The sequence below is a fragment of the Mesorhizobium sp. M0408 genome, assembly GCF_040321495.1.
Lineage (GTDB): Bacteria > Pseudomonadota > Alphaproteobacteria > Rhizobiales > Rhizobiaceae > Mesorhizobium.
The window spans coordinates 235,415-248,411 of sequence record NZ_JAMYRO010000001.1 but is presented as its reverse complement, the minus strand read 5'-3'; the positions used below and the strand labels follow the sequence as shown (position 1 = coordinate 248,411).

The 12,997-nt window shown below is 64.2% G+C and carries 13 protein-coding genes and 1 tRNA gene; 4 read left to right on the top strand and 10 right to left on the bottom strand.

Features of this window, described 5'->3' with window-relative positions; translation table 11 throughout:
• Nucleotides 1–45: 45 nt before the first annotated feature.
• The 4 genes from denD to NKI67_RS01220 all read right to left on the bottom strand — a co-directional run bounded on the left by denD (nucleotide 46) and on the right by NKI67_RS01220 (nucleotide 3,072).
• Complete coding sequence (denD, locus tag NKI67_RS01235; protein WP_352644132.1) at nucleotides 46–1,017, bottom strand: D-erythronate dehydrogenase; 972 nt, start codon at nucleotides 1,015–1,017, stop codon at nucleotides 46–48.
• A gap of 1 nt (nucleotide 1,018) precedes the next feature.
• Nucleotides 1,019–1,225 (bottom strand): hypothetical protein, encoded by a 207-nt coding sequence (locus tag NKI67_RS01230; RefSeq protein WP_352644131.1) that lies wholly within the window; start codon nucleotides 1,223–1,225, stop codon nucleotides 1,019–1,021.
• Nucleotides 1,226–1,287: 62 nt separating this feature from the next.
• The gene (locus NKI67_RS01225) at nucleotides 1,288–2,271 is read right to left on the bottom strand and encodes a cation diffusion facilitator family transporter (protein ID WP_352644130.1); all 984 of its coding nucleotides are present in this window, start codon (nucleotides 2,269–2,271) and stop codon (nucleotides 1,288–1,290) included.
• Nucleotides 2,272–2,385: 114 nt separating this feature from the next.
• Nucleotides 2,386–3,072: a GNAT family N-acetyltransferase gene (locus NKI67_RS01220; protein ID WP_352454083.1), complete on the bottom strand. Its 687-nt coding sequence runs from the start codon at nucleotides 3,070–3,072 to the stop codon at nucleotides 2,386–2,388.
• Between the two features lie 83 nt (nucleotides 3,073–3,155).
• Between NKI67_RS01220 and NKI67_RS01215 the strand changes: the two genes are divergently transcribed.
• Entirely contained in the window at nucleotides 3,156–4,340 is a 1,185-nt protein-coding gene (locus tag NKI67_RS01215; RefSeq protein ID WP_352644129.1) for a pyridoxal phosphate-dependent aminotransferase, read from the top strand.
• A gap of 22 nt (nucleotides 4,341–4,362) precedes the next feature.
• Nucleotides 4,363–4,743, top strand: a complete 381-nt coding sequence (locus NKI67_RS01210; RefSeq protein ID WP_254816974.1) for a YciI family protein — start codon at nucleotides 4,363–4,365, stop codon at nucleotides 4,741–4,743.
• 23 nt (nucleotides 4,744–4,766) lie between these two features.
• On the opposite strand, the gene NKI67_RS01205 is transcribed toward NKI67_RS01210, so the two are convergent.
• Both NKI67_RS01205 and NKI67_RS01200 read right to left on the bottom strand, forming a co-directional pair.
• Nucleotides 4,767–5,522 (bottom strand): SDR family oxidoreductase, encoded by a 756-nt coding sequence (locus NKI67_RS01205; RefSeq protein ID WP_352644128.1) that lies wholly within the window; start codon nucleotides 5,520–5,522, stop codon nucleotides 4,767–4,769.
• A gap of 221 nt (nucleotides 5,523–5,743) precedes the next feature.
• A complete protein-coding gene (locus NKI67_RS01200; protein WP_352469546.1) occupies nucleotides 5,744–6,490 on the bottom strand; it encodes a tellurite resistance TerB family protein in 747 nt (248 codons plus the stop codon).
• A 255-nt stretch (nucleotides 6,491–6,745) separates the two neighbouring features.
• Between NKI67_RS01200 and NKI67_RS01195 the strand changes: the two genes are divergently transcribed.
• Nucleotides 6,746–7,105, top strand: a complete 360-nt coding sequence (locus tag NKI67_RS01195; protein ID WP_352568124.1) for a YybH family protein — start codon at nucleotides 6,746–6,748, stop codon at nucleotides 7,103–7,105.
• Between the two features lie 22 nt (nucleotides 7,106–7,127).
• Here the strand turns inward: NKI67_RS01195 and trhO are convergent, their stop codons facing one another.
• On the bottom strand, nucleotides 7,128–8,048 hold the full coding sequence (gene trhO / locus NKI67_RS01190; protein ID WP_502894478.1) for an oxygen-dependent tRNA uridine(34) hydroxylase TrhO: 921 nt from the start codon (nucleotides 8,046–8,048) through the stop codon (nucleotides 7,128–7,130).
• A 169-nt stretch (nucleotides 8,049–8,217) separates the two neighbouring features.
• Here trhO and NKI67_RS01185 point away from each other — a divergent pair, with 169 nt between their 5' ends.
• Nucleotides 8,218–8,856, top strand: a complete 639-nt coding sequence (locus tag NKI67_RS01185; protein WP_352568126.1) for a 2-dehydro-3-deoxy-phosphogluconate aldolase — start codon at nucleotides 8,218–8,220, stop codon at nucleotides 8,854–8,856.
• A 51-nt stretch (nucleotides 8,857–8,907) separates the two neighbouring features.
• Here NKI67_RS01185 and NKI67_RS01180 read toward each other — a convergent pair.
• From NKI67_RS01180 to NKI67_RS01170, 3 genes are all read right to left on the bottom strand, one after another.
• Nucleotides 8,908–8,981, bottom strand: a tRNA-Gln gene (locus NKI67_RS01180).
• A gap of 84 nt (nucleotides 8,982–9,065) precedes the next feature.
• Nucleotides 9,066–10,919 (bottom strand): peptidoglycan L,D-endopeptidase MepK, encoded by a 1,854-nt coding sequence (gene mepK / locus NKI67_RS01175; RefSeq protein WP_352568127.1) that lies wholly within the window; start codon nucleotides 10,917–10,919, stop codon nucleotides 9,066–9,068.
• Nucleotides 10,920–11,278: 359 nt separating this feature from the next.
• Entirely contained in the window at nucleotides 11,279–12,856 is a 1,578-nt protein-coding gene (locus NKI67_RS01170; protein ID WP_352616227.1) for a sigma-54-dependent transcriptional regulator, read from the bottom strand.
• Between the last annotated feature and the right edge of the window lie 141 nt (nucleotides 12,857–12,997).

Sequence of the window (12,997 nt, the reverse complement as noted above, 5' to 3'; positions counted from 1 at the left end):
ATCCACCTTCTCCCACAAGGGGAGAAGGGAAAGGACGGAGCCACCTTAGATCCTGCCCCCCAACTCGTCCTCGATATGGACGCGGATGATCTCGTCGAAGCTCGTTTCGGCGGCAAAGCCAAGCTCCCTCGAGCGCCGCGCCTCGAAGCGCGTCGGCCAGCCCTTGACGATCGCCCAGATCGTCTCGTCGGGCTCCTCGCGGATCAGTTTCACCGCCTTGGCGCCGGCGACACGTTCCAGCGCTTCGATCTGTTCGCCGACGGTGACGGCGACGCCCGGCATCGTCAGGTTGCGGCGCGGGCCGACGGCGGCGCCGTCGATCTGAGCCGCATGGATCAGGAAATTCACCGCCGAACGCGGGCTGGCGTGTGTGTGGACTACCGAGCGCGGCACCGGCAGGATCGCTTCATGGCCGCTCAGCGGCTCGCGGATGATACCGGAGAAGAACCCTGAGGCCGCCTTGTTCGGCTTTCCCGGCCTGACGCAGATGGTCGGCAGCCTGATGCCGATGCCGTCGAAGAAACCGCGCCGCGTGTAGTCGGCAAGCAGCGCCTCGCCGATCAGCTTCTGCGTGCCGTATGAGGTCAGCGGCGTCGGATGGAACTCGTCCGGAATGATGTCGGGAAACGGCGCGCCGAACACGGCGATCGACGAGGTGAAGACGACGCGCGGCGCAAACCCCTCCAGCCTTATGGCATCGAACAGCGCCCTTGTGCCGTCGAGATTGACGCGATAGCCGAGATCGAAATTGGCCTCCGCCTCACCCGACACCACGCCGGCGAGATGGAAGATCACGTCGGGGCGCAACGCGACCAGATTTGCCGTCGCTCCCGGTGCGGCAAGATCGCCGGTGTGGACGCTAATGCTGACACCTTCGAGCACCGGCGCTTGCGGCGGCACGATATCGTGAAGATCGAGCGCGGCGATCTTGCGGCCGCCGAGCGTCCTGTCCTTGGCCAACCTGGCGATGAGCTTGCGGCCGACCATGCCTGCCGCGCCGGTAATCAGAATGCGCATGTCACTTTTCCTTTTTGCGCTGGCTGCGGCTACGCAGCCAGAACACGACGAAGATTGCCACCATGAAGATCGCCGCGACAATGCCGGCAAGAACCGTCGAGACGCTGCCGACCGCCAGCATCACCGTTGGAAGGTAATAGGCTGCGATGCCGAACAGCAGCAAAACCCAGGCGGCGCCGATCGCCGCATTGCGGGTGTCGCGGTCCATCACGCGGCGCCAGGGTGGCGAGAGTTCATGTCGATCGTTGCCAATGCCAGGAACTCCCGAAGTCAGTGATAATGGCCGCGGTGCGGTGCCGCATCATGCGCGTGATCGTGCTCGCCATCATGCTCATGGCTGTCGGCACATCGGCCGAATTCCGGTTCGACGGTGGCATGGGCTATGCCGTGCTCCTGCGCAAGCCGCTTCTTGATCGCGCTTACCGCCATATGCGCGTCGACGCCGTCATTGAGGCAGGCATGCAACGTCGCCATGTTGCTGGAACCGTCGAGCGACCAGACATGCATGTGATGCACCTCGCGCACGCCCTTGACTGTCGCCTCGATGTCCCTGGCGATCAGGTCGCGGTCGAGGCTTGCCGGCACGCCCTCGAGCAGGACGTGAGCTGCCTCGCGCATCAGCGACCAGGCCGTGGACAGGATCAGCAGCGCGACAAGCACCGACAGGATCGGATCGATGGGCGTCCAGCCCGTCGCCAGGATCACCAGCGCCGCCACGATCGCCGCCGCCGAGCCAAGCAGATCGCCGAGCACATGCAGGATGGCGCCACGCATGTTCAGGCTGCCGCGGTCGCCGCCATGCAGCACGTAGAACGAGCCGAGATTGACCAGCAGGCCGGCCATCGCGACGACCAGCATCGGCTCGCCGAGCACCGGAGCCGGCGCTTGCAAGTGGCCCCGAGCCTCGTAGACGATCCACAGCGCGATGGCGAAGATGGCGATGCCGTTGGTGTAGGCGACCAGTGTCTTGACCCGGCCGAAGCCGTAGGTGAGGCGCACGGTCGCCGGCCGGCTCGCAAGGTGAAAGGCATACCAGGCAAGGCCGAGCGCGACGCAATCGGCAAGCATGTGGCCGGCATCCGCCAGCAGCGCCAGCGATCCCGTCAAGAGACCGCCAAGCGCTTCGACGACCATGAAGCCTGCGGTCAGGCAGGCCGCGATCAGCACGCGCTTCTTGTCGGTCGAGCCGTGCACATGCCCGGCACCGTGACTGTGGTCGTGGCCCTGCGCAGCATGGTCGTGGGTATGCGCCATCTATGAGCTCCTGCTAGAGCCTGGTCCATCCCGGCAGAATCGGGATGGAGGCTCTATCTTTTTATTTGACCATGATCTTTTCCGAAAACCGGATACCACTTTTCGGGAGCATGGTCAGGCGCCGAACTCGGCGCGGAAATCCTCGAGCCGCCGCTTCTGCTGGCCCTCGCTGTCGAAATTGGCCGGATCGAGCCACGCCTCATAGGCTCTGCGCAGATCAGGCCATTCCTTGTCGATGATCGAATACCACGCGGTATCGCGGTTTTCGCCCTTGACCACAAGATGCTGACGGAAAATGCCTTCGAACTTGAAGCCGAAACGTTCCGCCGCGCGCTTCGACGGCTCGTTGCGGTTGTTGCATTTCCATTCGTAGCGGCGGTAGCCAAGCTCGTCGAAGACGTACTTCATGAACAGGAACTGCGCTTCCGTCGCCGCCGGCTTTCGCGAGATCAGCGGGCCCCAATAGATGTTGCCGATCTCAATGACGCCGTAGGTGGCGTCGATGCGCATCAGCGTCTGACGCCCGGCGACCTTGCCGCTGGCCTTGTCGATGACCGTGAAGAACAGCGGGTCTTCGCTGGCTTCCGCCTTGTCCAGCCATGGCTGGAAGGCGGCGCGGCTCTCCGGCGGGTAGTCTGGCAGCCAGGCGAAGCGGCCGTCGACATCGGCCACAGACGAGGCCTCGAACAAACCGTCGCCGTGTTTTTCGGCATTGAGCGGCTCCAGCCTGACAGTTCGCCCCTCCAGCACCTTGCGTTCGGGCCGCGGGCGCGGTTGCCAATTCTTGAGATTTTCCGACACCGAAAACTCCAATCCGTTTGACTTTTGCGGGCGGACGCTCACAAAAACGCACGCTCGCTGAAAGAACCACACGGACGGGAAAAATGCTCCACACGATTTCGGCCTTCGACCGCCTCGGCGAGGAAAATGCGTTCGCGGTGCTGGCGCGTGCCACGGCACTTGCCCATCAAGGCCGCGACATCGTCAATCTCGGCATCGGCCAGCCCGACTTCAAGACGCCGCAGCATATCGTCGAGGCCGCGATCAAGGCGCTGCGCGATGGCCATCACGGCTATACGCCGGCCAACGGCCTGCTGGCGACGCGCGAAGCGGTGGTACGCCGCACGCTGGCCATCACCGGCGTCGAAGTCTCGCCGGAAGTGGTGATGATCCTGCCCGGCGGCAAGCCGACCATGTTCGCGGCGATCCTGATGTTCGGCGAGCCGGGCGCCGAAATCCTCTATCCCGATCCCGGCTTTCCGATCTACCGCTCGATGATCGAGTTCACCGGTGCTGCCCCCATCCCGGTGCCGATGCGCGAGGAGAACGGCTTTGCCTTTTCGGCTGCGGAGACCTTGGCGCTGATCACGCCGAAGACCAGGCTGCTGATTCTCAACTCGCCGGCCAATCCGACCGGCGGCGTCACGCCGCGCGCCGAGATTGAGAAGCTGGTCAAGGGGCTGGAAGCGCACCCGGACGTCGCCATCCTCTCCGACGAGATCTACGACGTGATGACCTATGACGGCGAGACGCACTGCTCGCTGCTCGCCTTCCCCGAAATCCGCGACCGGCTGATCGTGCTCAACGGCTGGTCGAAGACCTGGGCGATGACCGGCTGGCGCATGGGCTGGTCGATCTGGCCGAATGGCGACAAGGGCGCGCATCTCTACGACAAGGTGCGCAAGCTGGCGGTCAATTGCTGGTCCTGCGTCAACGCGCCGAGCCAGTATGCCGGCATTGCCGCCATCGACGGCCCGCAGGACGATGTCGACAAGATGATGCGCGCCTTCGACCGCCGCAGGAAGGTCGTGGTCGAGGGGTTGAATGCCTTGCCCGGCGTTTCCTGCATTACGCCGAAAGGCGCCTTCTATGCCTTCCCCAATGTTTCCAAGACCGGCTGGAAGGCCAAGAAGCTCGCCTCGGCGCTGCTCGAGGATGCCGGCGTGGCGCTGATCGGCGGCCCCGATTTCGGCATTCTCGGCGAAGGCTATGTCAGGCTGTCCTACGCCAATTCCGAGGAGAACATCCTGCGCGCGCTGGAGCGGATCGAGGCGTTCCTGGCGAAGTGAGGACGACGAAAGGAGACGCCAGATGTTCTATGCCATTCTTGCCTATCACGAGGAAGAAGCGATTACGGCACTGACGCCTGAGCAGGATGCGGCGCTGATGACCGATCTTCTCCAGATCAACGATCGGCTCTACCGGCAAGGCACCCTTGGGCCGGCGGCCCGGCTCGGCGCGACACAAGACGCCTGCACCTTGCGCGGGCCAGGCACCGGAATGGTTATCGACGGCCCCTTCGCCGAGACCAAGGAACAATTGCTGGGGCTCTATGTCGTCGACTGCGCCAACCGTGACGCCGCCATCGACATTGCGCGCGACCTTCGCCGCGTCAATCCGACCGCCGTCTACGAAATCCGCCCGATTTCGCTATATTTACCCGGCGTGCCGCTTCCGGTCACCCGGCCCTGATTTAGGACCGGGTTGAGACTAATTTAGCCTCGCCCGACAAATGGCATCTTGGTTGCCATCACGGTCATGAACAGCACGTTGGCGTCGAGCGGCAGGCTGGCCATATGGAGGACGGCATCGGCGACGCGCTCGACATCCATCACCGCTTCGGCGGCAATGGTGCCGTTGGCTTGCGGCACGCCGACCGTCATCGCCTGCGCCATGTCGGTCAGCGCGTTGCCGATGTCGATCTGGCCGCAAGCAATGTCGAAGGGCCTGCCGTCCAGCGCCAGCGTCTTGGTCAGCCCGGTGATGGCGTGCTTGGTCGCCGTATAGGGCACCGAGCCCGGCCGTGGCGCATAGGCCGATACCGAGCCGTTGTTGATGATGCGGCCGCCCATCGGCTGCTGCCTGCGCATGGCGCCGAACGCGGCGCGAGCACACAGGAACGAGCCGGTGAGATTGACCCCGACGATGTCGTTCCACACTTCGACCGGGATGTCGTCGATCAATGTCGATTTGTAGCTCGCGCCGGCATTGTTGAAGAGCAGGTCGACGCGCCCGAAAGCCGCCGCCACCGTCTCGAACAGATCGTCGACCTGATCGGCCTTGCTGATGTCGCAGGCGAAGGCCAATGCCTTGGCCTGCGTCGGCCCGGCCGCGGCGATCGCATCCTCCAGCACCGGCTTGCGCCGGCCGCAGAAGACCGTATTCCAGCCGGCCTTGAGCAGCGCCGTGGCGACGCTTTTGCCGATGCCCGTGCCGGCGCCGGTGACGATGGCGGTTTTATAGTCGGTCATGGCTGTACTCCCTGAAAGGGATGAGCCATCGCAAATGACGGGAACCATGGCAAGCCGGCCCAAAGCCTGTGCTCACAAAAAGGGCGGCCGTTGGCGACCGCCCCTGATCCGAACCGGGCATGGGAGGAGGAAAGCCGATCCGACTGCCTGAAATCATGCGCTCACCGGATTAACGAGAAGCTAACGCCAACGGCGCCGAGCTCCGAGGCTTCCTCTTCGAGCTACCAGCGCGAGCCTGCGACCGGTTTGGCCGTGCTGCCCGCTGCCGGCACCTTCGCCGCCGTCACCGTCGCCTCGACATGGTCGACCAGCGCATCCGGCAAGCCGAGACGGCCGGCAAGCAGGTCGAGATAGCCGCGTTCGGCCCGCGTGTCCGGATCGATGGCAAGACGCGAGGCGGTGTAGAGTTCCAGCTTTTGCGCATCGGTCTTGGCCCCGGCGATCAGCACATCCAGATCGAGCGGCGCCTCCAGTTCCGACATCAGGAATTTCTCCGCTTCGGCGCCGACGCCGGCGAGGCTGAGCTTGCCGGCGATCTTCTGCCGCTCTTCGTCATCGACGTGGCCGTCGGCCTTCGCCGCCGAGATCATCGCCCTGACCAGCGTCAGCGTGAATTCGTCTTCGCCCTGCGGCGCTTGCGACGGATGGAAGGCGGTATCGGCCGGCGGCGGCAGCAATTCCGGTTCGCCTGCAGCTTGCGTCTCGGCCGGCGCGTTGCCGTTCTTGTAGTTCTGGTAGGCCTTGTAGGCGAGGCCGCCGATCGCAGCCAACCCACCAAGCTTCACCGCCGCACCGGTGACCTGGCGGCCTGGGCCGGTTCCGAGCAGCACCGCGGCCAGCGCACCGGCTGCAAGCGGATTGTCCTTGGCCATCTGCACCGCCTGCCCCGCCTTGTCGCGGACGGTCGATCCGGTGCCGGGAATTTGCGAGCCGAGCAGATCGTCGAGGAGCTTCTTGGGATCGAACATCAATGCCTCCAGAATTGGCCCGGCCGAAGGTGCGCGGGCAGGTTTGCACGTCGAAGACCTAGGTCCCGCAGTTTGACATTACAATGACGCGGTGCATCGTTTTGCCCGCTGCCACGCATGACCTCGAATGGAGGTCTGCTGGGATTTCACGCGGAAATTAAAGTGCTGCAGCCTCCTTCCGCGCCAAAAAACGCGTGTCGAAACCAGCTTCGACTTCGAGTAATGTCGCGGCACGTCGCTTGGGAGGAGCCTGGCATGACCAATGAGACAGCCCGCCAGCCGGCACGCGATCCCCAGGAGCTGGAGCGCCTGCTGATTTCACGGCAATGGGTCGGAGACATTGACGGCATGGCAGCGCTTTTCGAGCAGCATGCCGTCATCGACAGCGGTAGCGGACAACTGACGTTCGGCCGCGAAGCCATCCGGGGGCTGTTCGCGGAGATCACCGCAACCGGCCGAAAATTTCAGTCCGGAGATCAGCGCCCGGCTGTCGTCAATGGCGACCTGGCGCTCACCTCGACCCGGCTTCCCGATGGCACCATCACCACCGAGGTCGCGCGCCGGCAGAACGACGGGACATGGCTGTGGGTCATCGATCGCTTCTCTGTTGCTTGACGTGAAGTTGCTTAACGTGAAGCTAACTTCCGATATGGCGATCGCCGCGCGCTTGCGCCAGCTCGACCTGGTGCTGGCGCTCGGCGTAGCGGGCGCGATCTTCGTTCGAGCGGGCATCGAAGCAATGCGGGCATGAGATGCCGGCAGCATATTTCGGCGACAGCCGGTCTTCTGCAGCCAGCGGATGCCGGCAGGCGCGGCAGAGTTCGGCCTCGCCTTCGAGCAGCCCGTGCGATACCGAAACGCGCTCGTCGAAGACGAAGCATTCGCCTTGCCACAGGCTCTGTTCGCCGGGCACGTCCTCGAGATATTTCAGAATGCCGCCCTTGAGGTGGAACACATCCTCGAAGCCGAGCGACTTCACATAGGCGGTCGCCTTCTCGCAGCGTATGCCGCCGGTGCAGAACATGGCGACCTTGCGCCCCTCGAGCTCGTGCCGATGCTGCTCGACCCAGGCCGGGAATTCGCGGAAGCTGGTGGTGGCGGGATCGACAGCACCTTTGAACGTTCCGAGCGACACCTCGTAGGCGTTGCGCGTGTCGATGACGATGGTGCCCGTATCCGAGATCAGTGCATTCCAGTCGGCCGGCGCAACATAGGTGCCTGCACCTGCCGCCGGATCGATATTGTCCACGCCCATGGTGACGATCTCGCGCTTCAACCGCACCTTCATGCGGTGGAACGGCATCGTTGCGGCGCTGCTGTATTTGATCTCGAGACCGGCGAGACCGTCGATGGATTCGAGATGATCGATGAGCGCCGCGATTGCCGGTTCACTGCCGGCGACCGTGCCGTTGATGCCCTCACGCGCCAACAGCAGCGTGCCTTTGACGCCGCGCGCGCAGCAGAAGGCGGCGAGCGGCGCGCGCAGCGCCTCGAAGGTGTCGAGCCGGGCGAAGCGGTAAAGCGCGGCAACGCGGAAGGCTTGGCTGGGAAGTGTCATCACCAAGCCACTAGACGCTCACGACAGCCTGATCAAGGCAGAGCCGGGAGCGGTCTGATCGCGGAAGGTTTCGAACACCACGCGTGACATCGCGACACGCCGCGTTTCGTGGACAGAAAAACCGCCTTCTGCTAACCGGTCGACTTGATCAACAGAGGAGAGACGACGAATGCCCAGCACGACCGAAAAGCTCCTGTCGCTCCTCAACGGCCAGCCGGTCATACCGGTGCTGAAGATCGCCAATCCCGCCGACGCGGTGCCGCTGGCCCGGGCGCTGGCCAGCGGTGGCCTGCCGGTGATAGAGATCACGCTGCGCACCGCCGACGCGCTGGAGGCGATCCGCCGGGTGGCGGGCGAGGTCGAAGACGCCGTCGTCGGCGCCGGCACCATCCTGGACGCCCGCCAGTTCGGCGAGGCGGCGGCCGCCGGTTCGAAGTTCATCGTCAGCCCCGGCATCACCCGCGAGCTTCTCGCGGCAGCCAAGGACAGCGACGTGCCGTTGCTGCCCGGTGCCATCACGCCGGGAGAGGTCATGGCCGCCCGCGAAGCCGGCCTGCGCTTTCTGAAATTCTTCCCGGCCGAACAGTCGGGCGGCACTGCCTCGCTCAAGGCTTTCGCCTCGCCGCTTGCCGACGTGAAATTCTGCCCGACCGGCGGTATCACCGGCAAGAACGCCGCCGACTACCTCAGCCTGCCCAACGTCATCTGCGTCGGCGGTTCCTGGGTGGCGCCGGACGATCTGGTCAAGGCCGGCAAATGGGACGAGATCGAAGCCTTGGCACGCGCGGCAAGCAAGCTCGGGCGCTAGCATCTTCTGCATCAAAAGCCGCGGCCGATCTGGCCGATCTGGTTCGCCGGCTGGTTCCCGCTCATGGGCTCGAACCACGATTCACGCCTTCAAAGGGCGCTGTCCTACCATTAGACGAAGCGGGAGAATGCCGACCGCTGGTTAGCATCCCTGGATGAAGGAAGCCAGTGCCGGCGGTGGAGGTAGCCGCGCGAGGTGCCCAGCGCGGCCTACTCGGTCTTGAAGCGGGCCACCGACATGAACTTGACGGCTTTGCCGGTGAACCGGTTTGCGTCGGCCATCTCGTTGCCCGGCTGGAAGCCTATCGTATAGACCTCGCTCGGTGCCGTACGGACGAAGTCGTAGGCGTAGCGCGGCGCCGTTGTCGCATCTGAAACAGTTGCGACATACTCACCGCTGTGCAGCGCCCACCGGGCGGACTGCGGCGCGGCGGCGACCACCACCGGCTTGGGGCCGGGCTTCAGGTCGCGGGCGGTGGCCCTGGGTTCCTTGCGTGTGGTCTTCACGCCTGCACCGATGACGGCGGCCGGATCGGAGCCTGCCGGGCGGGCAACGATGGCCTCGCGCGGCGATGCCCCGTCGCTCGATGCCCCGTCGTCGCTCGCCGGTTCCTCGAACACCGATGCTTGCTCGGAAAGCGACGCGACCTTGTATTCGTCGGTCGCGCTGACCCGTTCCAGAACGGCCTTGACCTCGTCGGGCTGGGAACTGTCGGGCCGCGCCGACGGCAATACCGAGAATGCGTCGGTGGCGGTGTTGCTCCGCTCGGCCGCACTCGCCAGCGCCAGCAACACTTGCTTGTCCTGCGGCGCAAGACCCACCGACGAAAGATCGGCCGGCAGCGAATGATTGGGCCGCCAGCTCGGCACGGGAATGTTGTTTGCCGCGACCTGCACCGGGCCGGCCGCAGCAGACGGGTCTGCTATGCCGAACGGAACATTTGCCGGCGCCACGCTTGCCGGCGCTTGCGCGGTCGCCACCGCCTGTTCAGTCGATCCAGCCGCATCCGCCACGCCGAACGGAACGTTTTCAGGCGGCTGGGCGCCGACGTCGGTCTTCGGACGCGGAGCAAAATCCGGCAGCGGAATGCTGCGGGCAGGCAATGCCGCGATGATCGTCTCCGGCGTGTCGTTCTCCGGTTCAGGCGCAGGCGCCGGAGCATCGGCGACTTCCGGAATCTGAGCGCGCTTGGCATCCTGAGGCGCCACGATGGCAATGCCAGGCAGGTTGCTGCTCTTGGCGGACGGCGCCGGCTTCACGTTACGGGGCTTTGGCGCCGGCTCGGCCATCGCCACATCGGCGCTGTCGTCCGCCTCGTCGTCGCCACCGCCGAAGAGGGCTGCCAGGAACCCACGGGATTTTTTGGCACCGCCGCTTGCGCTGGCGAGTTCGATGGCCGGTGCGCCGGCGCCCTTGCGGGCTTTGTAGGAGGCGAGCGCCTGTTGATAGCCAGGCAGCGGCTTGCCGTCGCTCGGCACATGCAGCGTCTTGCCGTTGGGGAACACGCGCGCCAGTTCCTGGCGGCTGATGCCGGGCCAGTGGCGTACATTGCCGACATCCATATGCACGAACGGCGAGCCGGAACTGGGATAGTAGCCGACGCCGCCGCCCTGCATCCTGAGGCCGACGTCGCGCAGCTTCTTCAGCGGCACGCCGGGAATATAGAAATCCATCGCCCTGCCGAGCATGTGCTGGCTTTTTTCGGCGACGCCCCTGCTGCGGCTGCGCAGCATCGAATTCGTGGCCGGCGAACGATAGCCGCAGACGACCTGGATGTAGTCGGTCGCGCCGCTCTCCCGATAGGCCTCCCAGACCAGGTCCAGCAGGCGCGGATCCATCTTGGTCGGCTCGTTGCGACGCCAGTCGCGCAGGATGATGTTGATCTTTCGCAAGCCCGCCTGGTCGTAGCGCCCGTTGCGCTTGTAGACGATCTCCGCCTTTTCATGCGTGTGGAGATGATAGAGCTTCAGCGAACGTGTCTCGGCGCTGGCGCCGGTTGCCGCTGCTGCAAGGAACCCGACGGCAACAATCACCGCTGCCAGCCATCTCGGCCAGACGCTCATGTGATAATGCCGCCCGTTTTTGTGTCGTTCGATTCTGTTCAAATCAAAAGGCCTTGCAGGCTGCCGTTTTGTCCCCGGATTTGACCAAACGGATGCGTGGTGTGTGCATCCGAATATCGATCCTAATGGTTAATCATCGCTTATTGAAGCCGAAATGCGGTAACACGGTGGCGATATCCCGCCAAAAATATTGCGCAGGATATCTTGGTAAACCGCTGGTTTAGATCATGTTTTGGCGCCAGCTCGAAACACGATCTGTTACCGTCCGCCTTAATACGTGAACACTGTGGCGAACACCTCGTTTCGAGGCGCAGTTGCGTGGAATGATGTCCGGATGAGAACCGGCTTGGCCCTGTGACTCAGGAAGCGAGCCGTTCGACGCGGCCGGTTTCCGGGTCGATGCCGTATTCCTTGAGCTTGCGGTAGAGCGTCGACCGGCCGATGCCGAGGCGGCGGGCGACTTCGCTCATCTGGCCGTTATAGTGATCGATGGCGAGCTTGATCATTTCGAGTTCGACGTCGGCCAGCGCACGCACATTGCCGCGCTCGTCGAGCGCCCGCAGCGTGCCGAAACGAGGCTTGGCTGGTGCATCGGCGTCGGCGGCTGCGATGCCGCCAGCGGCCGATATGTTGTCGCGCGGCTGGCTGCCCGAAGCCACTCCGGAAGCTGGCCACCCTGGAGTTGGCCCCCCTGAAGCTGGCCACCCTGGAGCTGGCAAGGCGATACCCGAATCGAGATTGACCGTGCCCTCGACTTGCGCCCGGATCTGCGGGAATTCTTCTTCGGTCAGCATGTCGCCGTCGGCGAGCACCGAAGCCCGGAAGACGGCGTTTTCGAGCTGCCTTATGTTGCCCGGCCAGTCATAGGCCTGCAGCATGGCAAGCGCCGCAGCCGAGATGCCTCGCAGGCGGTGGCGCGGATCGGCGGGCGCCACCTTCTCCATGAAGTGCTCCACCAGATAGGGGATGTCGTCGCGACGGTCGCGCAATGGCGGCACGAAGATCGGATAGACGTTCAGCCGATAGAACAGGTCCTCGCGGAACTTGCCGTCCTTGACCTGCTGCAGCAGGTTGCGATGGGTTGCCGAGATCAGCCTGATGTCGACCCTGACGGCCGAGCGCCCGCCAACCGGATCGACCTCGCCGTCCTGTACGGCGCGCAACAGCTTGACCTGCACGTCGAGCGGCAGGTCGCCGATTTCGTCAAGGAACAGCGTGCCGGTGTGCGCTTCGACGAACTTGCCGGTATGTTTTTCGGTGGCGCCGGTGAACGAGCCCTTCTCGTGCCCGAACAGGATCGATTCGACCAGATTGTCTGGGATGGCGCCGCAATTGACGGTGACGAAGGGTTTCGAGCGGCGGTCGCCGCTGCCCTGGACGGCGCGCGCCACCAGTTCCTTGCCGACGCCGGATTCACCTTCGATCAGGATCGGAATGTTGGACGCCGCCGCCTTGCGGCCGAGCCGGATCACCCGATCCATCGCCGGACTGTGGGTGATCATGTCCTTGAACGTCAGATGGCCGCCGCGCTGCCGTGACGAGCGCTTCACTTCGCCTTCGAGCGCTTCGACCTTGAGGGCGTTGCCGATCGACGCCTGCAGCCTGTCGGGAGAGGCCGGCTTGACGACGAAATCGAAGGCGCCGTGACGCATTGCCGAAACGACGGTTTCGATGCCGCCCTGCGCGGTCTGCACGATGACGGGAATGTGGATGCCGCGCTCGCGCATCGCCTTCAGCACGCCGATGCCATCGAGGCCCGGCATCATCAGGTCGAGGATGACCACCGACACGTCGCGCGCATTGGGCCCGTCGACGAGATCGAGACCGGCCTCGCCGCCATCGGCGACGATCGCGGTGTGGCCGAATTTCGTCACCGCCGCCTCGAGCAGCCTGCGCTGCACGGGATCGTCATCGACTATGAGTATGGAAGCTGCCATGACTGATCCGACCGTGCCCGCCCGAGAATGCGCCCTATGGATCATCTTGGCACAGGGTTCTAAATAAGCTTTCAAAAAACCCGGTGAATGAATTCCTTAGGATTTGACCGGCTTCTCGTTTCCTCGAATTTTTGTGTCTGG